We start from the raw sequence: 22648 nt of genomic DNA, 5'->3' as shown, positions 1-22648 counted from the left end.
ATTTATGAAGAACTACGCTCCTATACCGAACTTGACTGGCGGCCGCCTGCTTCTGGCGGCATTTGTACTGGCCTTTGCCAACTTTATGGTCGTGCTGGACATGACCATTGCCAATGTTTCGGTTCCGCATATTACCGGCAGTCTTGCGGTTTCTGCATCGCAAGGCACCTGGGTGATTACTTCCTATGCCGTTGCCGAAGCCATTTGTGTGCCTTTAACCGGCTGGTTGGCGGGGCGCTTTGGCACGGTTCGGATCTTTGTCATCAGCCTGTTCGGTTTTACCCTGTTTTCTGTGTTATGCGGTTTATCCACCAGTCTGGAAATGCTGGTATTTTGCCGAATTGGACAAGGCCTGTTTGGTGGGCCGATTATGCCACTCAGCCAAACCTTGCTGATGCGTATTTTCCCACCGGAGAAACAGTCGCAGGCGATGGGCATGTGGGCCATGACTACGGTTGTGGGACCCATTTTGGGGCCAATTCTGGGCGGGACTATTAGTGATAACTGGTCATGGCACTGGATTTTCTTTATCAATATCCCGGTCGGGTTGGGCTGTGCATTTGCTGCTATGCGTTTGCTGAAATCTGCTGAAACGAAAACCAATACACTCAAAATTGATATGGGCGGATTATTGCTGCTGATTTTATGGATTGGGGCATTGCAGCTGATGCTGGATTTAGGCCATGAGTATGACTGGTTTAATCATCCCTTTATTGTCATTTTGGCCATGATTGCCTTGATCGGGCTCATCGTTTTTACCATTTGGGAACTCACCGAGCGTCATCCGGTAGTGAATATCCAGATCTTTAAATATCGTGGATTTACCATTTCCGTCTTGGCCTTGGCTTTTGGTTTTGGGGCTTTCTTTGGCAGTATTGTCATGATTCCACAATGGTTACAGGTGAATCTGGGCTATACCGCCACTTGGGCCGGTTATTTGACTACCACCATGGGTTTTGGCAGTTTGCTGATGTCGCCCATTGTGGCCAAACTGGCGACCAAATATGATCAGCGGGCTTTGGCCAGTTTTGGTTTATGTCTGCTGGGCGGGGTGACCCTGATGCGGGCCTTCTGGACTACTGAAGCCGACTTTATGGCCTTGGCATTGCCGCAAATCTTGCAAGGTTTTGCCGTACCGTTTTTCTTTATTCCACTCTCCAATATGGCTCTGGCTTCAGTATTGCCGCAAGAAATGGCTTCTGCTGCCGGTTTGATGAACTTCCTCAGAACCATGGCCGGGGCAATTGGAGCGTCGATTGCCGTTACCATTTGGGATGATCATGGCAAAGTGGCACGTAGCGAGATGGCAGGAAGCCTGCATATGGATGAAGTGCAAAATATCCTGACCCAAAGAGGAATGAGTCCAGAAAGCAGTTTGGGCTATATCTCGAGTCTGGTCGATAAAGAAGCGTCTACCTTATCTGCTAACCATGTGTTTTTAATTCTGGCGCTGGTGTTTATTTTTGCCGCACTGATTATCTGGCTATGTCCAAAACCCAAAAACGGTGTCACCGGTGGTGGACATGCACATTAATAAAAAACCGCTTTTCGAAGCGGTTTTTTATTATCTTGGATATGAAGATATTAAATATCTGATTTAGCCCGCTTTAATGCAGTTTGCCATTTGTTTAGATGAAATTGGCGCTGGTCTTGATTCATATTGGGTTCAAAAGCCCACTCCAGTTGCCATGATGCAGAAATATCTGACATGCTGGAAAATACGCCAGCTTTTAATCCGGCCATGGCTGCTGCACCCCAAGCGGTAGATTCCAGCATTTTAGGACGCAATACCGGCACATTTAACATATCTGCCTGAAACTGCATCAGCATGTCATTGCTACTTGCACCGCCATCGACGCGCAGTTCTTTTAAGGGATGGGTAATATCGGATTGCATGGCCATCAGGACATCGGAGACCTGAAAGGCTATCGATTCCAAAGCTGCACGGGCAATATGGGCTTTATTGGTCCCACGGGACATGCCGCAGAGCAGGGCTCGGGCATCACTGTCCCAATGCGGAGCACCGAGTCCGGTAAAAGCCGGCACCAAAACTACGCCGTCGGTATCTTTTACCTGACAAGCCAGCTGTTCGACTTCACGACTGTTTTGAATAATCCCTAAACCATCACGTAACCATTGCACAATGGCACCCGCCATAAATACACTGCCTTCCAGTGCATAAGTGGTTTTTTCATGACATTGCCAAGCTAAGGTGCTCAAGAGCTTGTTGTGGCTAAATTGCACCTGATGCCCCGTATTGAACAGCATGAAGCAACCCGTGCCATAGGTATTTTTTGCACTACCCACTTCAAAGCAGGACTGGCCAAACAGGGCCGATTGCTGATCGCCCAAAATTCCCATAATTGGGATATTTGCGCCCAATAAACCTGTAGCCGTGTCTGCCATATAGCTATCCGAAGCAATAATTTGCGGCAGAACTGAACGCGGGATATTAAACAGCTGGGTGGTGTTTTAAAAAGTATGCTGACATTAAATGAAGCCATTATTGATGTAAAAGAAGGTTAAGTCGAAGGCTTTAAAATGGTTTTCAAGCTTTTTGGAGAAATTACAACTTCTTCTAAAACCACGCCTTATTCGATGCCTTATTTTGCAATTATTACCTTCAATTCCTACAGTAAAAAACTTACCAATACTTTGCTTGCAGTTTTTAAAAGCAGTGATGAAACTGTCCCAATGATCACTTGCAATTCGGGTGTAGTGAATACCTAATTGTTTAAGCTTTGTCTTCAACCTTTGGACTGTAGCTAAATCTCTCTTACCCCAAACATAAGCAACAATCTCACCTGTTTCTCGATGGTAAGCGTAAATAAGCCATTGTTTATTATTTTTATTTCCAACAAAAGTCCAGAATTCATCTACTTCGAGAGATTCATAATGACTTTGTTTAGGCTGAATTTGATAGGCCGATTCAGTTAAAGTCCGTAAGACTTTACCGATACTAATGCGCTCAACTTCAGCGATATCTCGTATACCGCTGCCTCTGACCATTAACTGTAATATTTTACGAGTAATGCCAGAATTACATCCTAGATAGCTCAGAGCATGGTCACCAATAAACTGACGTTTGCAGTCTTTGCATTGGTAGTTCTGTTTCCCATCTACTTTGATGCCATTTTTCTTTATATTGTCACTGAGGCAGGTTGGACATTTGATTTCTAGAGTTATTTGCATTTCTCTATTTTATCAAAACTCAACCTGCTTTTTTTTAGCATACTTTTTGATACACCACCAACAGCTGTAGCAATTCTTCATCCCAGGCCTGAGTTTGCAGATTCATCAGCATAGTACGGGAGGCATTGCTGGCTTCAATGACATGTTCTGCACCTTGGGTTAAATTCCACATCAGCCAGCTATCGACTGTTCCAAAAGCCACATGTCCCTGTTGTGCTAGATCACGCAGACCTTCGATATTTTCCAGCAACCAGACCAGTTTTCCGGCACTGAAATAAGGGTCAATCAATAAACCGGTTTTCTGCTGGATTTTATTCTGTAAATTTTTTTGCAGGAGCTGATTACACCATTCAGTTGCACGGCGGTCTTGCCAGACAATTGCAGGGGCAAGCGGTTTGCCCGTGCGCTTATCCCAAACCACGGTGGTTTCACGCTGATTGGTCAGTCCAATGGCTTTGATATCTTTTGCCAGAATACGGGCCGAGGCGAGGGCCTGCTGCACAACTGCAATTTGTGTGGTCCAGATTTCCTGTGCATCCTGTTCTACCCAGCCTGAATGTGGGGTAGAGATATGTATTTCACGCTGAGCTGTTGCTTGAACTTTTCCCTGTTCATTAAAGATGATCGCACGGCTAGAGGTGGTTCCCTGATCGAGTGCAAGTAAATAGCTCATAATTTTTTCTTTTATAGGACTTGAAAAATAAAATATTAACGCAATTATTAAATTAATCGCATCTGTTTGTGTAAATGTTTAAAAAACGCACTGCGGGTTTGAACATTTATGTTATGATTGCGGTCTACTTTGGGGGTGTTTCTGGCTTCGACGCTGGTGATGAAACTCATAGATGCATGTCGAGAGCGCATTTTCTCTCGTAAATCAAATTTGCATTTTAATAGTCGCAAACGACGAATCATACGCTCTAGCTGCCTAAGGGCAGCTTGTCCGCCTCTCCGAATACTTGTGGTTAGAGAGTCCGACTGAAGCGCACGCACACAAGTCCGTATAAAGCCAAGCCTCGGGGCTTTGTACTAAACTTAGAGGATCGCGATTTGTACCCTGTTCGTCGGGTCACAAAGAGTTAAAACAATAGACGATATCTAAGCATGTAGTATTCTCGAGCGTAGTGCTGGCGGACGCGGGTTCAACTCCCGCCACCTCCACCAAAATTCAAAAGTAAATTCGAAGATCTTCAAAGATCTTCGGCTAAAGGCTTGAATCCTAAGGGTTCAAGCCTTTTTTGTTTTAAGATCATTGCATATCATTTAAGAACATTTTGAAGTGAAGCTGTACACGTAGGGTGTACACAGCGGCTTTGTTGCATAAAGGTTTGAAAGGCTGAGTTCCCTTAAGCTACTCAAATTTAAGAGACAACTTGGGTATGAGGGCGACCTAATTCTGTGAATTTATTCAAAACTGCCATGCGTGCATGGATCTCATTCACCTGACTTGGAAAACTCCGCGCTGTTAATTTATCGCCTAATAATTTGATGCAATGCATCTTGGTTTCAACCAAACTTCGACGGTGATAACCAGACCACTTTTTCCAAAGCGATCTGCCTAGCCGTTTGACTGTCTTTAATAATTCGTTCCGCTCTATAGACCTCGCTTGCTGATCCTTCCAAGGCTTTGCATTCTTTCTAGGTGGAATGATCGCATGTGCATCTCGATCTAAAATGACTTTTCGGCAGTGCTTTGTGTCATAAGCACCATCTGTATAAACAGAATCAATTGGTTCATCCAAGGGAATTTGAGCAAGTAAATCTTCGAGTACTTGAGAATCACTGACATTATTTGTGGTGAGTTGTACTGCACGTATTTGCAGGGTTTTAGCATCTATAGCAATGTGAAGCTTACGCCATTGGCGACGATATTCAGCCCCATGTTTCTTGCGTTTCCATTCACCTTCACCAAGAAACTTCAAACCAGTAGAGTCTACGAGTAGATGCAGTCCATCACTACTTTTTTGATAGCTAATCGCAATATCAATATGCTTTTGTCTACGACAAAGGGTGGAATAATCCGGAGCTGTCCAATCTAATCCAGAGAGTTTAATCAGACTTTGAACAAAACCTGTGACCATACGTAAAGAGAGTCGGAATAGTAATTTGATCATTAAGCAGCATTGAATCGCTGTATCGGAGTAGGTTTGATTTCGACCTTGCTTGCCTTGTGATTGTGCATACCACTGAGTCTTTGGATCAAACCAAATGGAAATATTACCTCGGTTAATTAAGGCTCGGTTATAGGATGACCAATTGGTTGTACGGTAGATTTTAGAGGCAGGCTTATTCATTTTGAAATTATATTGCTGAATAAGCTTTTGATGCTAGGTTTGTGCAACAAAGCCGTACACAGCGGAAAAATTGAACTGGATGTGTACAAATCATGAAGCGGACACAAATAAAGCGTTTTCCGATCGCTGATACAGCATTGGAAAATCTAGAACCTGAGGCAAGTGAGTACCGAATTAAAGACAGCGAAAATCTTTATTTTAGGGTTGCTCCAAGTGGGAAAAAATCTTGGGTTTTTCGGTATAAAAAAGAAGATGGAAAATGGTCTTGGATTAGTTTGGGCTCTTATCCGCTAATATCAGGTGCTAAGGCAAGAAAAAAAGCTCGGGAATTACTTAATGATATTGTTGATGGTAAAAATCCAGTTTTTACTAAGAAACAATTTCAAGAAAAAGAGTTGAATGAGCGCAAAGATTTATTTAAGGCTCTCGCACAAGAATGGTTGGAAATCCGTAAAGGAAGTTGGGTCGAAGGGACTTTTGTAAGAAATAAAGGTGCTTTGGAAAAACATATTTTTCCTAAGTTTGGTCATAGGCCTTTTGATACGATTTTGGCCGTTGAATGGTTCAATCATTTAAGAAGTATCCAAGCTGAGCAAGGTATTAACGAACAGGTTAAGAGAATTTTAACAATGTGTCGGGATATTTATAATTTAGCAAAGGTTACAGGGCGCATAGAATATAATCCGCTTGAAGGTATACATAAATATCTAGAACCAGCTACTCCCAAAAGTATGCCCCATGTACGAACAGAAGACGTTCCTGAATTGCTTAGAACAATTCGTAGATATCCGACAGAAGACACTAGAATAGGCCTAATGCTTTTAAGCTATCTATTCTGCAGACCTTCTGAACTTAGAGAAGCGACCTGGAGTGAATTTAATTTAGAAAAGAAGTTATGGTCTATTCCAGCTGAGCGAATGAAAAAAAGACGTGAGCACATAGTCCCATTGTCAAAGCAAGTCTGTAAATTATTACTACGGTTGAAAGAGCTTAATCCTAAAAGTGAATATTTGTTTCCGAGTAGATTGAATCCAAGCGAACCTGCTTCAGAAACTGTATTCATAATGGCTTTACGTCGTTTGGGATATCAAGGTCGTCAAACACCGCATGGATTTAGGCATATCGCATCAACGATTCTTAATGAACATGATTATGATGAACGACATGTTGAATTTTCACTTGCACATGTAAAAGGCGGTGTTGAGGGTAAATATAATAAAGCGAAGTATTTGCCTCAACGTGTAGTGATAATGCAGGAATATGCTGATCATTTGGATAAAATTTCAGCATAAAAAACTCAATAATTTTCACAAAATGTCTAATAGGCATTATAAAGGTAAGGTTATCAACAAACCTTACCTTTTTTATGACTTTATTACCAATAATTGAAAAGTTAGAAGAACTAAAAGCAAATGATATTTATGGAGCAGAAATTGTAGATGCTATTAAGAGCTCTAATCTAAACTTATATTTTTATTATGATGGATTTGTTGGTCTAACAGATAATCAAGTTGATTGTAAGGATTTAGATAAAAATATTTTTGAAGTTGTTAGGTATGAAGGATATCTAAAACTAGATAACAAGGCTTTTAACATAAAAAATATCTATAATATTGTTAGGAGTTTAGATTTAAAGAGTGAATTTATAGTAAACACTGCTATTAATGGTGATGAATTGGTCTGCTTGTTAAATGGGCCAAGTAATATTAATTTACCTGCAAAATTTGGAGAATTTTTTTCTAAAAAAATAAATTTAGATCTTAATTTAAAAATGAATAATTTATTTGTTGAAAGAAAATGTTTATTAAATCTTCTTGGTGGGTTGGAGAATGAAAAGGCTATAAATAATAATTTTTCTATTGAAAATGATGAAGATATTGGCGGGTTTACTAATGTGGAGGAATATCTGAGAAAATTATCTGAATTTAATAAAAGTAATTTAAATGGAGATTTTCCCAAAAAAATAATGGTTATAATTGATGCTTATTGTTCTATGTATGTTGAAAACAAATATTATAAAACTGAGAAAAACTTAAAGCATACAGATTTATTTCAATTATGCGCTATGGATTTAGATAGAAAATATGATATCAACCAGACTTTTATAAAAGAGATTGAAAAAATAACAAATCCAAAACCCCAATATGTTGTCACTGATAAAAAATAAATAAATTATAAAACAAGTGTTTACGCTGAGGTGTCACCTAAATATCAAATCGGTGTGTTCACTCCTACCTTGAATGATTTGTATAAATCTTCGCAGATCTTAGAGAAGTTAGGAGTGATCTAATGAAGAAAGATAAAGTGGAGGTCAAAGTGAGTACTGGTAAAGTATTCCTTGACGAAAGACTTCGTATTAAGCAGTCAACATTATGTAAGATGCTTGATGTTACCCCACAGACCATTAGAGAGTTAAGGGAAACTGACCCCAACTTTCCAGTAGCAATAAAGCAAAATGATAAACGTCAAGCCGCAATTTATTTTGATTATAACGAAATTGTTGAATGGCATGAGAATCTAAAAAAGTCTCGTTAATCAATTAAATTGAGATAGTTTTTCCTGTTCTTAAAGCTCATTATATTTAGGTATAAAAAAGCAGGCAATAACAAGAAATACTATCTCAACCCGAAAATAAATTTTAATAATCTCTAAATATAACATCAGTTTAAATTCTTTTTGAATTTATGCTCTAGGCTTTGCTACGCCTAAAAAAGCCAAACTGAATTTTTAGAGCATTATTTTTGGAGTTCATAATGTCCAAAAAATATTCAAAATCAAAGCAAAAAGTCAAACATCGTAGTACGAGTCACTCGAAGATTGTGGTTGAAAAAACTCAATTGGACATACTTAAGACTGTACTTAATCAAACTGGCTCTAGTGTAACCCTGCAAAAGAAGGTCCAAGGCCAAATACTTACTTCAATTGCTAAACGAATCAGTGACGATATTGAATGTTTTAAAACAGCATGTGCTTATTTACCGGATTCGATCAAGCAAGATCAGAAGGTTTGGGTTGAGGCTCAAACAAGTTATGTTTTTTGGTTCGAGCTTTTTCATTATTTAAAAAGTGCTTCAATTAAGAAGGAATCAAGAAATTATTTGTTTAACAGGATTTTTGAATATTTAAACCAAAAAGATAAGACGGAAATAAGGTTTTATATTAATAAGGAGGTGTTTAAAAAACGTGGATATTCTAATCATGAAAAATTATATAAGAGTGATTTTGTGAAATTTTTTAAATTGCCTAAGAATTTTAATGAATATTAAGAGTTATTTTGGAGTTAATTAAAATGGGTGAAATTTTAAATCAGGAAGATCTTGAAAATCATTGTAATGATTTTGAGAAAACAATTTCTGGATATGGTGAAAGAATTGCGGTTTTAAATTTTGAATATGTTCAAGATTTTCATTTGAATTTTATAGATAAAGATAGTTTTGAAATTCTAATAGATCGCTGTGAGATGTTGTATTTTAATATTTGCGAATATCAGCAAAGAACTAAATATAAGCATATATTGGGGTTTTTGAGTATCTCGATACTATGCAATAATTCTAAAAAATTAAATAATGGTACTAGAATTGAGATAAATAATAAAACTTTTGAAATTTTAAATTATGTAATGTTTTTGTCTGGATTGCTTTTGAAGCTTGATGATTCAGAATTAAAAGTCCAAAGAATAAACTATACATTGTACTTATTACTTAGAGTGGTGGGTAAAAACTTTGATAAATGTGTAGATGATGTATTAACCAATCTTGTTTTCTATTTTAGAGCAATTATAAATATTGATCCATTAAAGCTTTCGAAAAAAGAATTTAGTAATTATGCTAAACATCACAAAGACCGAACAATTGCTACTTGTCTAGTTTTGAATGCACAGAAAAATAATCAGATTGAAAAATCATTAAATCGCTATTTAGATGAATATAGGGTGGCTGTTGAAAATCTCTACTATGATGAAAAAGTACAGGTGAATAGAAAAAAAGCTCAACCCTCACTTGAGGAAACAGAGGTGTCTATTTTAAGTTTCATTGCCCCACCTTTGATCACAGAAGGCTTCTCGGATTATTCAGATGCTCGTGCAAAGGATGATGATGATGAAAATGAAGATATAAAAAAACGTGAATATGATTTTAGTCAAGATGAGAGTACACGCAGAGTATCCTCTTTTGTTGATCATCAAGTATTGCGTCGATACCTCGATCATGTACACGAACCGACTGTGAGTAATGTTTATTATATTGACCCACCTTTTTTGAAAGTTATTTATCAGGTCTTACGTGACGAACTACAGGACAATAAAGACATAGAAGAATCTGCCATGGCGGCTTGTTTCTTGATGTCCTTATCTACAGGATTGAGTCCTGTTATCTTTCAATATGTCGATTACCTATTTGAAATTAAGAAATTAAGACGTTCTTCTAGTCATGATTATTATTTATGGACGGTTGATGCAGATGTTAATAAAAGGTTAGATGGTGAAATTGCAAAAAAAGGGAATAGGCTGAATCAACATTCTAGTTGGGCATTCCAAATCCCTGCAATGTGGATTAATCGTATCAAAGAGGCTCAGCTAAATAACTACACAAATACTGATTTTAATCAGTATTTGAAAGAGTGTTTCTTTGGTTATTGTATTGGAAATCTATCTGTTACTCATATCGCCTCGCAGCTTTCATTTCATTTACATCGAATTTGTGAAGATGATTTACAAAAGAATTTTCTCATTGGTAAACAAGTTTCACATCAACCTGATCTGGCATACGGTGGTTTTTCTTATAAACAGTTAAATGATTCGTATGAGAAATACGTATGGCTTTGGTTTCAGAATAAACATGAGAGTCATGTGCTAGATCGTCCTCAATTCATTCAAGCTAAAAGTGATGAACGTGTAGGAAGTCAGCGAGCTTGGTCATTTAATCAGGCGAAAAAATTCTTAAATTCACTGAACAACCAGGTCATTGAGGTATTGAGAGATAAGAAATCAATTGAAGAACGATTTAATGCTTTCAGTGTCTGGATTTGGATTTGTTGTCTTTTATCCTCAGGAGCACGCCCAGCAATTGCTGCATCGAGTATCAAGGAGAACTATGACTTCATTACAGGCATAGTCTACATTCATGATAAAAATAGCCAATCACGACGTCATGGCCGCTTTTCACCACTGACTGAATTTTTTGCTAACGAATTAAAGCTTTATGAAAAATTCATTATAGACCTTATGGATTCAGGGATGTTAACTAAAAGTGAGGATAACTACTATCTTCATTATTGGAAGAAAAATGCAGGATTCATGAATATAAAAATAAGTCCTTTAACTCAGAAAGATGTGGCTTCTTACCTTGCACGGAACTTCCCTGAAATAGGGCCGTTATACCCCAATTGGATTCGACATTTTGTAAGAAATACCCTTGATTTGCCAGATGCAGTTTTCAAGTCATGGTATGCCCATGATCAACAAGGTGAAATTGGATTTTCTAAATCATCATCTTTACAGCCATATGCTTACAAAACTCAAATTCAGGATGCTTTAAGCAAGCTTTTTAAAGATCTTGAATTAATATCTGTGGGGATTTCTTTATGAATAATGAAAAATTAGAGAAATTTTCAAAATTAAAGCAAGAATTGGAATCTATGGCAAAGAGCATATTTGAAAGTATTTCAAATATGCTAGTTGAAGAGGTTGTGGAGCATAATTTAAAGCTTAAGCTTGACGATAAAATTAAAGAGAAGATATATAAGGCGAGAGCCAAAGTTAATAAATACTTCAAATCACTAAAATTGGATGCTGATGAGTTAAAAGCTGGATGGCAATATTGGTCAGATTTATGTGTTCAAAATAAACATGAGGTTGAATCAAAGATACAATGGTTGGCTGGTAATTATGATATACCTCTGATTCAAACCAGCTCTTTCCCACCTAATATCAAAGATATTGAATCTACGCAAACTAAACTGCAGAGTGGAAGGGAATTACATGATTTTAAGCTAAAGCTGCATGATTTTTGGCAAAAGCAATTACCGCATTGGCTTAAGACAAGTAAATTTAATCCGTATACGACATTCGAACAAAAACAATTTCTATTTCGTCAGTTCTTATTGGCTCTAATTTTTGACTGTGGATGTCGGACACGAGCTGATTTGCTCTCAATTTTAAAATCAGTGAGGGAAACATATTCGAACGATAGAGTTTCCCCATTTGAATTATCTGGTGGTCTTGTATCGGTATATGGTAAAGATATTTCAAAATTTGCTTGCTTATATAGTTATCCTCTAGAAAATTCGTCTTATGCAAATTTAATTTACGATGAAAAATCATACCAAGTTAAACAAATTTATCTGACCCCAATGAGTTTTTTGATGTTGATTCGACTTGTAAACGAGATTGAGTTAGAAACACAACCAGAAAAAAGACAAGTAGATCAAGAATTGGTGCAATTGATTGATTCTATAATCAATCTAAATAGGGAAATGTTAGATCAAAAAATCTTATCGGGCTTACAAGATGTAGATCACGAACATGCTGTTATTAAGATTTTTTCAAAGAATAGATATAAGCTTTTTGATCATTTAGATTACGTGCAATATTTTGGAACGAAAAATACATTAGATGGTTTTCTTATTGCTTTATCTAAGGGAGTTTTTAATTACTCGGCGCTTTCTTATTCATCCTTAAAAGCACTGGAAGGAATTGATAAACATCACAGTACTCAGACGTCTAAAAAAAAGAGCATCAATCAAGCTGTTGTAGATAATTTTTACTATACGGAATTGAAGAAGGCTAAGTTGGAGCAGATTCGAAATTTGAATACTGATTATCACTGTGCTGCAGATATTAAAAAGAGTTTAGTAAGAAACTTGGATGTTAATAACGTGAGTGTGAGTGAAGTTATAGCTGAATTTTCAAAGGATCTTAGCTTGCTTCAAAACAGTTATTCTTCCCAGCAATATAGCTCGTCAAAAGATATCGCTCTTGTTAGTGTTCAGATTGTGGTGATTACTTGGTATTTGGAGTGCCTGAAAGAAATAAAATCGATTGACTCTGGTAAAAATAAAAAAGGTATTAAGCTGAGTTCTTTAGATACCTATAAATCATCATTTATTGACGAACTTTTTCTATATGTTGTGAGTAATGATTTAGACCTTCAAGCCATAGATGAAGAAGAATTTGAAGAGATCTACAGAGGTGGTTCCACTTGTTTGAACAACTAAAAGCGTATTTATAAGTGATATTCCGCTCTAGTTAAGCCACCTTGTTTTGTTGGGGTAGCTGATCATAGTAAAACTCATTTGGTGTCATTTTGTCTAGACTCGAATGAGGTCGTTTCAGATTATAAAACTCAAAATATGCACTCAATTGCTTTTTCGCATCTGTGACACTGCTATAAGCTTTGAGATACACCTCTTCATATTTAACGCTCCGCCATAATCGTTCAACCATCACATTATCTACCCATCGACCTTTACCATCCATACTGATTTGAATGCCATTTGATTTCAATACATCAATAAATGCATCACTGGTGAACTGACTGCCTTGGTCTGTATTCAATATTTCAGGTGATCCATATTTTTCAATCGCTTCATTTAAAGCCGAAATACAAAAATCCACCTCCATACTAATCGATACCCTATGCGCAAGTACCTTGCGGCTATGCCAATCAATCACAGCACATAAATAAACAAAGCCTTTTGCCATAGGGATATACGTTATATCAGTAGACCACACTTGATTACTGCGCTGAATAGCCAATCCTTTGAGCAGATATGGATATTTACGGTGAGCTTGATTAGCCTGGCTTAAATTTGGTTTGCAATATAACGCCTGAATACCCATTTTCTTCATTAAAGTACGTGTATGACGTCGTCCTATATGATGCCCTTGACGATTCAACAAATCACGCATCATACGACTGCCTGCAAAAGGATATTGCATATGTAATTCATCAATACATCGCATCAGCTTCAGATCTGATGAGCTAACAGGTTTTGGGCGATAATAATAACAACCACGAGAGACTTTCAGTAACTTAGCTTGTTTAGATACTGAAATCTGAAGTGAGTGATCGATTAACTTTTGTGGTTGAAGCGGCCCAGTTTCTTCAACACACCTTCTAAAAAATCAATTTCTAATGCCTGCTCACCGATTTTTGCATGTAACTTTTTAAGATCAATGGGAGGTTCTGATGGAGCTTTTGATTGATCGAAAGCTTGTGAGGAAGCTGAGATCAATTGATTTTTCCAGTCAATAATTTGGTTTTGATGAACATCAAACTCAGAACTCAATTCAGCAAGTGTTTTTTCTGCTTTGATCGCAGCAAGTGCTACCTTAGCCTTAAAGTCGTTTGAATGATTTCTTCTTGGTCTACGTGCCATAAAATACTCCATATATTGATGTTTATAACATCATTTGAGGAGCAGAGTATCACTTATAGGAGTTGTTCAAATTTCCGGATCCATCTCTTACAGTCATATTTTGGCTGTCAAATCCATTGGCGATCGTAGCAAGAAAAACAGAAAACATTCACAAAATGGGAGGGAGATTAAACATAATAGTTATGGGCATGCGGTAAGTAATCTAAAAAAATTTCACAATAGCTTAATACGTAATTTTGGTGCTCCTCGTGTTAATTATTTAGATCAACTGCAATCAACTGATTTGCAAGTGTGTAGAACGTCCTATGTTACTCCAGTAATGTTTAATCAATTTAAAAATTTAATAGCTGTCCAAACTCAGTTGACCAAAGACCAGAAGAACATACTTAAAGTCATTTGTACCCTTGCGTATAGAACGGGGCTAAGACTCAATGAAATTTTGGGATTAAAGTTAAGTGATTTAGCTATGATAAATTTTAAATATAAAACAATTGGTTATGATCCTCATTATTATTTTATCAATGAAAAACATGAAATTTGCAAAATTTTTATCCACAATAATTATACTCGTCAGATTAAAACCACTAATGCAAAACGGGGAATGTGCCTGGATCAATTACTGACTAAAGCTGAGTTAATGTCAGTTATTCATTTGATTAACAAAAAAATGAAGGTGCCTATTAATCAAAATACATTAGGTGCCAAAGATTGTTTGATTTTCTCTGAAGAGGGTGGGAGTATTTCACCTCGATCTGTGAGTCAATTGATTAAGAAGATATTTGATCAGTTATTGTTGAACCAAGGACACGACTATTCATTTCACAGCTTTAGGCACACTGCTGCGACTAATCTTTCCTTAATTTTGAAAGGAACAGATTCACTGATCAAATCTTGGACTGATTATTCACCAGAGCAAGTTCGCAAAATTAAAACTTATCTACTTTCGAGCTTAGATAATACTGGTGTTCGTACTGATGTATGGAGGAAACTGGCTCATCTTATGGGGCATTCTTCTATTGAAATGACGGTAAATCATTATTTACATTTTGGACCATTATTGGTTGCTGATGCGCTATGTATAGAAGAGAGTAAAGTATCTGCAAAAATAGTCAGAGCTTTATTGCCGGTTAAATTATTTAGTAAACAGTTAAATACATCGCAAGTGACAGAAAAAATTACTCTAAAAAGTATTGTAGAAAAATTGAATTCAAGCTCGAGAATAATTCAAGAAATGATATTTCCAGATCGTTTTATTACTTATGTCGCAGAGCAAGAGGTGATCGAAGAAGATCAAGACATGATGGTAAGACGTCAGCTTATGGCAAGCTTCAATCATATTTTGAACGCTCTATCAGGTAGAGAGGTGGATACTTTAATCAGTACAATAGGGAGTGATGTAGCTGTAAAACTCTATGCAAATCGTCACTTTCAACATGATGAAAACTGTAGTCCAAATAACACTTTGGACAAGCTCTTAAAGTATATTGATAAAAATCGAACAGGTAATTTACTAGTTGAAAATAATTATAAAATTTTCAATATATTAATGAGAAATCATTTCATCCTTGACTATTTTGAGTACCGTGTACATCTTATAGATGCACGTATGGAAGTGAATATAAAGAGCAAAAAAGAGCATCAGGATTTTGGTAAATTCTGTCGCGAGTTAAAGGTCATTTATAAGCAAGTTTTTCATGAAAAAATAAAAATATCTAAACGTTCATGGAAGGAGATTGAAACTGAGTTGAAATTGGCTAAAAAGAAAAAAGAGATAAGTCTGAAAATTAGTAATAAGAATTATAAAGATAATACCTGCCAGAAAATTTTGAGTGATTTATTTTTAGCAGTCGTCTATCGGAGATGGAAGATAAATCAAACTAAGACTTAATTGCAGCGTTAAATAATTTAACGATTATGGAAATTGGATGCCTAGTTAAAAAAATGGAGGAATGCTCAATGAAATGTTTCTATATAGATGCTGATCGTTGTATCCGAGAAGCCTCAAAAGGACATGTTGTACATCTAAAAGATAATTTATATCTTATCAGTACTGAAACAGCTTCACAGCAAAAACTTATACCTGAGGATATTTGTAGTACAGCGCCATTTTGGATTATTGGATATGCAGAACCTGAACCTATTCAAAATGCAGAAAAAATAAATTTTCTATTTTTTTGGAATAATTTTTTTGCTAAATTTTCTGATAATGCTCATGAGTATAAAGATTTTAACCTAAGAGATGAGTGACGGTTTTTGTGTTGAGCTATAAGCTGTAAGTATTTATTGGTTTTTTTTGAATTAATCACAATAATTTCATCTAAATTTCGGTTGAAAAGTTAAGTTTAAGGACGTTTTGTGAGCAGAGGTATCAAGAAGCAACTCAGTTTCTTTTTAATCGTAATTTGCGGCGTTGGTATCTATAACTATATAGCTACTCGTCAAAAGCAAAATAATGAAGTGAATGTTGATGTCCAGCAACGTGAGCGGGACTTTATGGAAAAAAGAGCTGAATATATACATAAACATGGCGATACAAGTGCCAAAGATCAAGAAATACAAAAAGAACTGGCTTTAAGACGAGGGCATTCTTTAATTGATAGTTCCTCTTCGATTAAGGATGGTCAAGATACTAAGCAATCGGTAGAGTAAGGTATATATTATGGTAGATCATTTTTTTTCTAATGATAGTGCAAAAATAGCCACTGAATCCTCAAAAAAAGATCAGCAAGATGAAATAAGAAGGGATGAACATATCATGAAGATACTAGAATCAGCAAATAAACTTCCCATGAAGAAAGTGAGAACTGAGAAAGATATCAATGAGTTTTTTGAGGATTGATTTTTAAAAATTGCGTGAATTTTATTTGATCGCCGTGATTTTAATGCGAGATTGCTGGATAGTTAGATCATTACCCAATTTTAATTTATGTCATAATTTATTAATCTTAATTTCAGATAAAAATCAAGGAGACAATTGATGTCGAGAAAAGTAATAATGACTACAAATGAAAGGCGTCTTCAAGCTCTAAATCAAATGCGTGCTAGTTACAGAGGTGAGCAACTTTTAAGACAAGATAGAATTAAACTCATTCAACATGGTACAGTTGTTCAATCGCACGAAATTTCTATCAATGACAGTGATCATACTCAGTGTGATGATTTAGCAATAGAAATTGATGAATGTGACATGTTAAAAAAAACTGCTGAGACTATGTATGCAACTACAGGTGATACAATTTGGTTGGGTTTTTAAATAGAAAGTAAATTTTTCTTAGTCGGTATATATCTGTATTGAAGTTAGATTTAATGATCAACTACGGCGTTAAATAATTTAATAGAAGGATGAATTTAAATATAATAGACTTCCTTCATAAATCATTTTTCAATCAATTTAATTGTTTATCTTTCACCCAATCTAAATTGTATATGCCAGCAAGTAAATTAAACCGCAGGTTTAATCTTTTACGACGATTTCTATATACACAAGATAAAATCTTAAAACATTTCATCCTTCCAAATACATGCTCTACTTGAATTCGTCTACGACCAATCTCTCTATTTAACTTTTTTAATTCAGAATCTAATTTTTCAGTTTTCTTTGCTTTAGATGGCATGAGGCATCCAAAACCCAATTTTTTTATCCCTAAATACCCCTTATCAACGATAAAAAAGGGCTTAAATTTTAATTTCCTCATACTTTTTTTAAATATTTTAAAATCATGCATGCTTCCATGACTTCCACATACACTCAGTATTTCACCTGTTGTATAGTGCATAGATAGCTGAAATTTAAAGGTATGTCGCTTTTTTTTACCGCTATACCATTTCTTCTGTTTTTTTTGGACGTTGAACTAATATTTCAGTTGCATCAATCACAACAACTTCCCAATCCACTTCATCTCGATTAGGAAGTTGTTTTGGCAAGTTAAATTTTCCAGAACCGATTAAGGTATCTTCAATAACACGTGTGATACGAATTGCACTCGTTTCAGATACACCGTAACTCATACCAAGATGGAAAAATGTTCGATATTCTCTCCAATATTCTATACATAAGAGCAAACGATCTTCCAACGGTAATTTATGCGGTCGTCCTTTACCAATATGACGAGGTAAATGCTTATTTAGCTCGGCCAACATGAGGTTAAATGTAGCCCAACTAACACCGGTAAGCCTACGAAACTTAACGTCTGATAATTTTTGAATATCTTTGAATTTCATCCAAGGATTATCCCTTGAATTAAATAATTTTGCTGATTAATTTAAGATCAAATAAATTGTACGTTTTTTGATTTATGACGGAAGTCTAATGTATGGCATTTAAAAATATGATAATTAGTAAGCTGAAAAAAACATCTCAATAGTATAAGTTATAATTTCGTTGTAAATTCATAATAATTTCTTGAGGGTTGAATGAAAAAACAGATTTTAGCAGCAATAGTCGCGTCCATTTTTCTAATTAGTTCGAGTGTTTCTGCAGAAGAAAAAGCAAAAATTTCAGGTTATGAAGCTAACAAGCGAACATCAAAGTTTCGTTTTGAGATTGAGGACTTAGCTAATAAATTAGCCGGTGGTCAAGCCGGTTCCCCTAAGCCGATCGCTGAAAAAGAAGAAGAAAAAATTATTAAACGCTTGAACCAAATTGCAGAAGAACAGCAGATTTCTTATCCATACATAGTACAAATTGATCATTACGAACTCTTAGGCCTAGGCTTAACATATGGTAAAGAAAAAGAAGATCGTCGAGTTTTATCAAATACAAATTACAACAAAGCAATGATGGCATTGCAAAGTTGTGTGGTGATGGATGTTAAGCAATGCCCTAAACCTGTTCGACTGGTTGAAGCCTATATTCGTGCAGCAGATTTTCCAAACGCCGCTAAATACGGAAAATACATGATTGATGCCGGTGACGGTGAAACAACATCATTGATGGGTATTCTTTTGGGTGAAATGGCTTCATCATCGGAAGAAAAGAAACAGGGTGATGACTTAATCATTAAAAGTATCCCAATGTACCTACGTGAATTTGATTTTAAAGCTGCAAATTCTATGTGGGCTACCATTATGAATAAGCGCGACCCTAAATGGGAGGACAAGCTTTTCTATAGTCCACAGACAAATGCAAAAATTACTGATGCTCAATTTAAAATATTAGAAGCAAAAGGTGATTATGCAAGCTACATGAAGATCGGTGATGCACTCTTAACCATAAATCGGAAAAAAGCTTCTAGCTATTTTGATAAAGCAAATGATGAATATCGCCGTGCTAATGGTGGTGTAAATGATATTAAAGCGTTATTAGCTATGGCTGAAATTCAACGCCTTGGTGAGCAACAGCCTTTTCGCCCAAGCTTGCGTAATGCTGCATATTATGCAGAAAGAGCAGCAACCAATTCGAATAACAAAACTTTAGGCAAGCAATATTATGATTACTTCTATGGTTGGTGGGATAAATAACTATTAAGCTTAAGCTCCTAAAAGGGTAAATAGATTTTATTTACCCTTTTTAATGAGGCGGATTCAATGATGCTGTTTTTATGGAAATATAGTCAGAAAATAAAAATAGATGGAGAAGAATTCATATTTTGCATACTAGAAAAAATAAACCAGTCAGAAGACTGGTTTGAGCTGGTAAAATCAATAGCTCCTGTTTAGTAACTAAGACCTTTACTATCTTCAAAGGTATTTTTGTAATGTTCATCCACTTCTTTAGCACCTGAGAAGTTTTTGTTTGCTACATAAAGATCAAATGCCTGCTTATAGTATTTTTTAGCTTTTACAACGTCTTTAGGAATATATATTTTATCTATATGAAGAAGTGCTAGTAAAAATGCTGAATCAGCATCGCCAGCATCTGCTGTGAAATTCAACCATTTAAGACTCGGTTCAATATAACCAGCGGTTAAATAGGATGAACCTACACGACTTGGCTTTGGACACAAGTTAGTATTGGCCAAAACACATTTTTCTAGAGCTTTGATACTCTTGTAGATTGCCTTATTGTTTACGTTATTGAGCTTTTCACGGTCTTCTTGTGTGTTGAAATAGAGATAGAACATTTGATAGAAAGTGTTAGATTGAGCTATATACGGATAAACAATGCCGTACTTTTTTGCAAGTTCATCTAGCTTAGCCTCCAACTTATCTTCTTCCACTTCATCGATAAAAGAAGGAATGTGATATCGTTGCCCATCTTTACCTGTAACGTAGTTAGCTTCACCACCAACCAGATCAAGAACAATTGCATCAATTTGAGGTTTTAACTTATATTTCTCAATTATTGAATTCTCTTGTTGTTGAGTTAGCGCTGCAGATACAGAAGTTGTTCCCAAAAGCATGCTCAATGTTGATAATATAATAGTGAATAACTTTTTCATTTTTCCCCCAGTTTTTGTAACGAAGATTTATCTGTTTTCATTTTCAATCGGATTACTTTACATTTTTGCAAGCTCAATTATGTAATGAGGTATTGCATCAGGAAGTTAGTATTAGGTATTAATTCCTAAAACTAAATCATTTGAAATAAATTTTGCCTACTTTTCTTGCGATTTAATTCTAAATAGCACCAAATTTTAAATTTGGATGATCAAATTTTCTCTAAACCCATTTTTTCCTTGCTCCTGAGGATACCCTAAAGGGTTGATCACTAATCTGCATCCATCGACTACAGTATCAATTGATGTATGCGTATGTCCTGAAATCCATAACTTAAAGCCTTTGACATCTAAATCATTAATAAAATAAGGGTTAAGCGCTGATGCAACAGGGTGCTTACCCCAATAAGGATCAAGACAAGCTAAATGCGGCGGAAAATGCGTAATAACGATCACATGATCTTGGCCTCTAAACTGCATAATATTTTGATGATATCGTTGAAATAGGGCAATGTAGTCATCAGCTGTTATGGTTCGATTATCGCTACTTATCATGATTTGATCAAAATCATAAATAGATTGTTCAGCATCTTCTTTAAATTTTTGCAGTTCGTTAGTGGTTGTACGAGTTGAGTTGGAACGAAAGTTCGTAAACAATGTACCGCCAACAAATATTTTATCCTGTATCTTGATATGGTTGTCATCAAGCAAGGCATTTTGAGGATAGTTTTCTTTTAAGAAATCCACGACTAAATCGTAGTTTGAGCAGTAATAATCATGATTACCTAAAACAAAAATAAAGTTCTTATTCAGGTTTTTACATTTTTCTGCAAATTCAATAGCACCACTTAGGCGATTCGAAAAATCCCCGGCATGAATGATAAGATCTACCTCTTTTGATAATTGATATTCTGAATTATGTGTGTCAGACAAGATTTGTAGTTTCAAATGGCCTCCTAAACCTTATCAGAAAGATAACATGAGCTGATTTTTTTAAATAGGTAAAGATCTAAATAAAATGTTTGCTTGAGCCTATTGCAATAGTCATAAATGACTTTTGTTCAAAAAGAGGAATAAATGATGAATAGTACAATAAAGAATTTTGAATTTACAATTTATATCAAGGATTTAAAAGCGTCACATCATTATGTTGAGGAACGGTTATTTGAAGCATGTTGTGATGATGCTTTATTGTGTTCAATTAACAACAACTTATATTTAGAGTTTGACAGAAAAGCCGTAAGTTTTGATTTAGCAATTCACAAAGCATTAAAAGATATTGAGACTGCGGGATGTCAGTCTATTCAAATACATGTGAATAATGAGCCTTACAACTTGGTTAGGTAATTAGATTTAATTTTATAAATAAAGCCAATATCTGATTGGAGCAACAGTTTTATCAGAATTAAATCGTTTATTTAAAATCAATTGATTGTTTATTAATCATAAAATTTGACCAATTGAATTTATGCACATAAGATAAAGATGTTACAGCGAAATCTGTAACCAGGCGTAGGAAACCTGTATTTATCATAGGTAAGGAATTATTAGTTATAAAAGACTGACGGTTTCTTATAGGCTTTATTTTGCCCATTTTTATGGTGGGCTAGGTAAGTGGCTCTAGAGCCGGCCATCCCTATGAATGGTTTTCCTAAACTTATTTAGCTCGCCACCATTTCGCCGTAGGAAAGTGAAATGAATGGCCAAATAATCATAGGTGAAAAATGAGCCATACTACTATAAATACATCTTGAAGATCTCCTTGGTCTACTGCGTATTGTCATGCAGTAGACCATTTTAATTTTAAATCAAATATATCTAACGCAATACGTGACTGGGAGATCTGTCATGGGAACAACTACGATTTTAAAAAATGTATTAGACCGAAAACCAATGGTCGCTTTTCCAACTCAATATGCCCTTGAACCTCGGCATTTTGAGTTAAAAGTAAAAGATTTAGAAAATAGTCAGATTATTGAGCACTTGTATAAAGCAGATAATCAACGTTCTACAGAATACTGGCGTCTGGAAGAAATTGTAGAATTTATGCAGGAATGCATGTCAAACCCAAATACATGGCTCACAGTGCTTTATTGGATGGATGAGAACGGGAATATCTATGTGATTGATGGAGGTCATAGAGTTTCTCTTCTTATTGCCTGGATTAAACGCTATTTTGCAGATGAGCAGGTAGACAATGCTCCAAATTTTGATGATCAACAAAAAGCAGACCTTCGATATATCAGAGATAAATTGGGAGAGTGTTGTGACTTTCAAAAAATATTGGCTGATCCAAGTTTGATGGAAGTAAAAGACAATATCGAAAAACTAAGTATCAGATTTATGCATGTATAGCTAAATTCTAAAGGCTGTAGCACGTAAATATATTGGTAAAATACCATTTTATAA

21 protein-coding genes, 1 other RNA gene and 3 pseudogenes are annotated in these 22648 nt (G+C 35.7%); 16 read left to right on the top strand and 9 right to left on the bottom strand.

All coding sequences use genetic code 11. From position 1 onward, the window contains the following. The first annotated feature begins 4 nt into the window (after window positions 1–4). Complete coding sequence (locus JFY49_RS12065) at window positions 5–1534, top strand: DHA2 family efflux MFS transporter permease subunit (protein ID WP_200223087.1); 1530 nt, start codon at window positions 5–7, stop codon at window positions 1532–1534. Between the two features lie 50 nt (window positions 1535–1584). Here JFY49_RS12065 and JFY49_RS12060 read toward each other — a convergent pair. The 3 genes and pseudogenes from JFY49_RS12060 to JFY49_RS12050 form a co-directional block, all read right to left on the bottom strand. Continuing rightward, a pseudogene (locus JFY49_RS12060) lies at window positions 1585–2460 on the bottom strand (FGGY family carbohydrate kinase); the annotation flags it as partial. A 30-nt stretch (window positions 2461–2490) separates the two neighbouring features. Next, complete coding sequence (locus JFY49_RS12055; protein ID WP_004693132.1) at window positions 2491–3192, bottom strand: IS1 family transposase; 702 nt, start codon at window positions 3190–3192, stop codon at window positions 2491–2493. A gap of 61 nt (window positions 3193–3253) precedes the next feature. Continuing rightward, a pseudogene (locus JFY49_RS12050) lies at window positions 3254–3865 on the bottom strand (FGGY family carbohydrate kinase); the annotation flags it as partial. 131 nt (window positions 3866–3996) lie between these two features. Here JFY49_RS12050 and ssrA point away from each other — a divergent pair. Further along, window positions 3997–4356, top strand: a transfer-messenger RNA (tmRNA) gene (gene ssrA, locus JFY49_RS12045). Window positions 4357–4553: 197 nt separating this feature from the next. Here the strand turns inward: ssrA and JFY49_RS12040 are convergent. Next, complete coding sequence (locus JFY49_RS12040) at window positions 4554–5486, bottom strand: IS5 family transposase (protein ID WP_200223085.1); 933 nt, start codon at window positions 5484–5486, stop codon at window positions 4554–4556. A 92-nt stretch (window positions 5487–5578) separates the two neighbouring features. Here JFY49_RS12040 and JFY49_RS12035 point away from each other — a divergent pair, with 92 nt between their 5' ends. From JFY49_RS12035 to JFY49_RS12010, 6 genes are all read left to right on the top strand, one after another. Continuing rightward, complete coding sequence (locus tag JFY49_RS12035) at window positions 5579–6778, top strand: tyrosine-type recombinase/integrase (protein ID WP_180052720.1); 1200 nt, start codon at window positions 5579–5581, stop codon at window positions 6776–6778. Between the two features lie 74 nt (window positions 6779–6852). After that, window positions 6853–7653: a hypothetical protein gene (locus tag JFY49_RS12030; RefSeq protein ID WP_200223083.1), complete on the top strand. Its 801-nt coding sequence runs from the start codon at window positions 6853–6855 to the stop codon at window positions 7651–7653. Window positions 7654–7775: 122 nt separating this feature from the next. Then, a complete protein-coding gene (locus JFY49_RS12025; RefSeq protein WP_180052718.1) occupies window positions 7776–8021 on the top strand; it encodes a transcriptional regulator in 246 nt (81 codons plus the stop codon). A 218-nt stretch (window positions 8022–8239) separates the two neighbouring features. Continuing rightward, window positions 8240–8752, top strand: a complete 513-nt coding sequence (locus JFY49_RS12020) for a hypothetical protein (protein WP_200223082.1) — start codon at window positions 8240–8242, stop codon at window positions 8750–8752. Window positions 8753–8775: 23 nt separating this feature from the next. After that, the gene (locus JFY49_RS12015) at window positions 8776–11070 is read left to right on the top strand and encodes a hypothetical protein (protein WP_200223081.1); all 2295 of its coding nucleotides are present in this window, start codon (window positions 8776–8778) and stop codon (window positions 11068–11070) included. Next, a complete protein-coding gene (locus tag JFY49_RS12010; protein WP_200223080.1) occupies window positions 11067–12698 on the top strand; it encodes a hypothetical protein in 1632 nt (543 codons plus the stop codon). Before JFY49_RS12015 ends, JFY49_RS12010 begins: the two co-directional genes overlap by 4 nt. Window positions 12699–12729: 31 nt before the next feature. Here JFY49_RS12010 and JFY49_RS12005 read toward each other — a convergent pair. Continuing rightward, a protein-coding gene (locus tag JFY49_RS12005; protein WP_099046175.1) for an IS3-like element ISAba14 family transposase occupies window positions 12730–13874 on the bottom strand; the annotation gives its coding sequence in 2 pieces (ribosomal slippage) (window positions 12730–13610 and window positions 13610–13874; 1146 coding nt in all). 88 nt (window positions 13875–13962) lie between these two features. Between JFY49_RS12005 and JFY49_RS12000 the strand changes: the two genes are divergently transcribed. From JFY49_RS12000 to JFY49_RS11980, 5 genes are all read left to right on the top strand, one after another. Next, window positions 13963–15750 (top strand): site-specific integrase, encoded by a 1788-nt coding sequence (locus JFY49_RS12000; RefSeq protein WP_227609461.1) that lies wholly within the window; start codon window positions 13963–13965, stop codon window positions 15748–15750. A 68-nt stretch (window positions 15751–15818) separates the two neighbouring features. After that, window positions 15819–16109: a hypothetical protein gene (locus JFY49_RS11995; RefSeq protein ID WP_179991182.1), complete on the top strand. Its 291-nt coding sequence runs from the start codon at window positions 15819–15821 to the stop codon at window positions 16107–16109. Between the two features lie 108 nt (window positions 16110–16217). Next, complete coding sequence (locus JFY49_RS11990; protein WP_200223079.1) at window positions 16218–16511, top strand: hypothetical protein; 294 nt, start codon at window positions 16218–16220, stop codon at window positions 16509–16511. Window positions 16512–16521: 10 nt separating this feature from the next. Next, window positions 16522–16701: a hypothetical protein gene (locus JFY49_RS11985; protein ID WP_200223078.1), complete on the top strand. Its 180-nt coding sequence runs from the start codon at window positions 16522–16524 to the stop codon at window positions 16699–16701. A 138-nt stretch (window positions 16702–16839) separates the two neighbouring features. Next, window positions 16840–17115: a hypothetical protein gene (locus JFY49_RS11980; protein ID WP_200223077.1), complete on the top strand. Its 276-nt coding sequence runs from the start codon at window positions 16840–16842 to the stop codon at window positions 17113–17115. A gap of 133 nt (window positions 17116–17248) precedes the next feature. On the opposite strand, the pseudogene JFY49_RS11975 reads toward JFY49_RS11980, so the two are convergent. Together JFY49_RS11975 and JFY49_RS11970 are read right to left on the bottom strand one after the other, a co-directional pair. Continuing rightward, window positions 17249–17641 (bottom strand): annotated as a pseudogene (locus JFY49_RS11975) (transposase family protein); the annotation flags it as partial. A 37-nt stretch (window positions 17642–17678) separates the two neighbouring features. Beyond that, complete coding sequence (locus JFY49_RS11970) at window positions 17679–18083, bottom strand: transposase family protein (RefSeq protein ID WP_017395860.1); 405 nt, start codon at window positions 18081–18083, stop codon at window positions 17679–17681. A gap of 192 nt (window positions 18084–18275) precedes the next feature. On the opposite strand from JFY49_RS11970, the gene JFY49_RS11965 reads away from it, so the two are divergent. Beyond that, window positions 18276–19322 carry a hypothetical protein gene (locus tag JFY49_RS11965; protein WP_200223075.1) on the top strand — a complete coding sequence of 349 codons (1047 nt, stop codon included), beginning with the start codon at window positions 18276–18278 and terminating at the stop codon, window positions 19320–19322. A gap of 194 nt (window positions 19323–19516) precedes the next feature. Here the strand turns inward: JFY49_RS11965 and JFY49_RS11960 are convergent, their stop codons facing one another. Next, window positions 19517–20242 (bottom strand): sel1 repeat family protein, encoded by a 726-nt coding sequence (locus JFY49_RS11960; RefSeq protein WP_200223074.1) that lies wholly within the window; start codon window positions 20240–20242, stop codon window positions 19517–19519. 195 nt (window positions 20243–20437) lie between these two features. Next, window positions 20438–21187 (bottom strand): metallophosphoesterase family protein, encoded by a 750-nt coding sequence (locus JFY49_RS11955; RefSeq protein ID WP_200223073.1) that lies wholly within the window; start codon window positions 21185–21187, stop codon window positions 20438–20440. A 132-nt stretch (window positions 21188–21319) separates the two neighbouring features. On the opposite strand from JFY49_RS11955, the gene JFY49_RS11950 reads away from it, so the two are divergent. Next, window positions 21320–21586, top strand: coding sequence for a hypothetical protein (locus JFY49_RS11950; RefSeq protein WP_200223072.1), 267 nt, complete (start codon window positions 21320–21322; stop codon window positions 21584–21586). A 501-nt stretch (window positions 21587–22087) separates the two neighbouring features. After that, a complete protein-coding gene (locus JFY49_RS17570; protein WP_227609459.1) occupies window positions 22088–22594 on the top strand; it encodes a hypothetical protein in 507 nt (168 codons plus the stop codon). Window positions 22595–22648: the final 54 nt, after the last annotated feature.

The sequence above is a fragment of the Acinetobacter sp. CS-2 genome (assembly GCF_016599715.1).
In the GTDB taxonomy this organism is placed as follows: domain Bacteria; phylum Pseudomonadota; class Gammaproteobacteria; order Pseudomonadales; family Moraxellaceae; genus Acinetobacter.
Note: the sequence above shows the minus strand (reverse complement) of the source record. Positions and strands in the feature narration are given on the sequence as shown.

Coding starts and splice junctions, on each gene's coding strand:
- JFY49_RS12065 (WP_200223087.1), top strand. CDS start 5: ATGAAGAACTACGCTCCTATACCGAACTTGACTGGCGGCCGCCTGCTT.
- JFY49_RS12055 (WP_004693132.1), bottom strand. CDS start 3,192: ATGCAAATAACTCTAGAAATCAAATGTCCAACCTGCCTCAGTGACAAT.
- JFY49_RS12040 (WP_200223085.1), bottom strand. CDS start 5,486: ATGAATAAGCCTGCCTCTAAAATCTACCGTACAACCAATTGGTCATCC.
- JFY49_RS12035 (WP_180052720.1), top strand. CDS start 5,579: ATGAAGCGGACACAAATAAAGCGTTTTCCGATCGCTGATACAGCATTG.
- JFY49_RS12030 (WP_200223083.1), top strand. CDS start 6,853: ATGACTTTATTACCAATAATTGAAAAGTTAGAAGAACTAAAAGCAAAT.
- JFY49_RS12025 (WP_180052718.1), top strand. CDS start 7,776: ATGAAGAAAGATAAAGTGGAGGTCAAAGTGAGTACTGGTAAAGTATTC.
- JFY49_RS12020 (WP_200223082.1), top strand. CDS start 8,240: ATGTCCAAAAAATATTCAAAATCAAAGCAAAAAGTCAAACATCGTAGT.
- JFY49_RS12015 (WP_200223081.1), top strand. CDS start 8,776: ATGGGTGAAATTTTAAATCAGGAAGATCTTGAAAATCATTGTAATGAT.
- JFY49_RS12010 (WP_200223080.1), top strand. CDS start 11,067: ATGAATAATGAAAAATTAGAGAAATTTTCAAAATTAAAGCAAGAATTG.
- JFY49_RS11995 (WP_179991182.1), top strand. CDS start 15,819: ATGAAATGTTTCTATATAGATGCTGATCGTTGTATCCGAGAAGCCTCA.
- JFY49_RS11985 (WP_200223078.1), top strand. CDS start 16,522: ATGGTAGATCATTTTTTTTCTAATGATAGTGCAAAAATAGCCACTGAA.
- JFY49_RS11980 (WP_200223077.1), top strand. CDS start 16,840: ATGTCGAGAAAAGTAATAATGACTACAAATGAAAGGCGTCTTCAAGCT.
- JFY49_RS11970 (WP_017395860.1), bottom strand. CDS start 18,083: ATGAAATTCAAAGATATTCAAAAATTATCAGACGTTAAGTTTCGTAGG.
- JFY49_RS11965 (WP_200223075.1), top strand. CDS start 18,276: ATGAAAAAACAGATTTTAGCAGCAATAGTCGCGTCCATTTTTCTAATT.
- JFY49_RS11960 (WP_200223074.1), bottom strand. CDS start 20,242: ATGAAAAAGTTATTCACTATTATATTATCAACATTGAGCATGCTTTTG.
- JFY49_RS11950 (WP_200223072.1), top strand. CDS start 21,320: ATGAATAGTACAATAAAGAATTTTGAATTTACAATTTATATCAAGGAT.
- JFY49_RS17570 (WP_227609459.1), top strand. CDS start 22,088: ATGGGAACAACTACGATTTTAAAAAATGTATTAGACCGAAAACCAATG.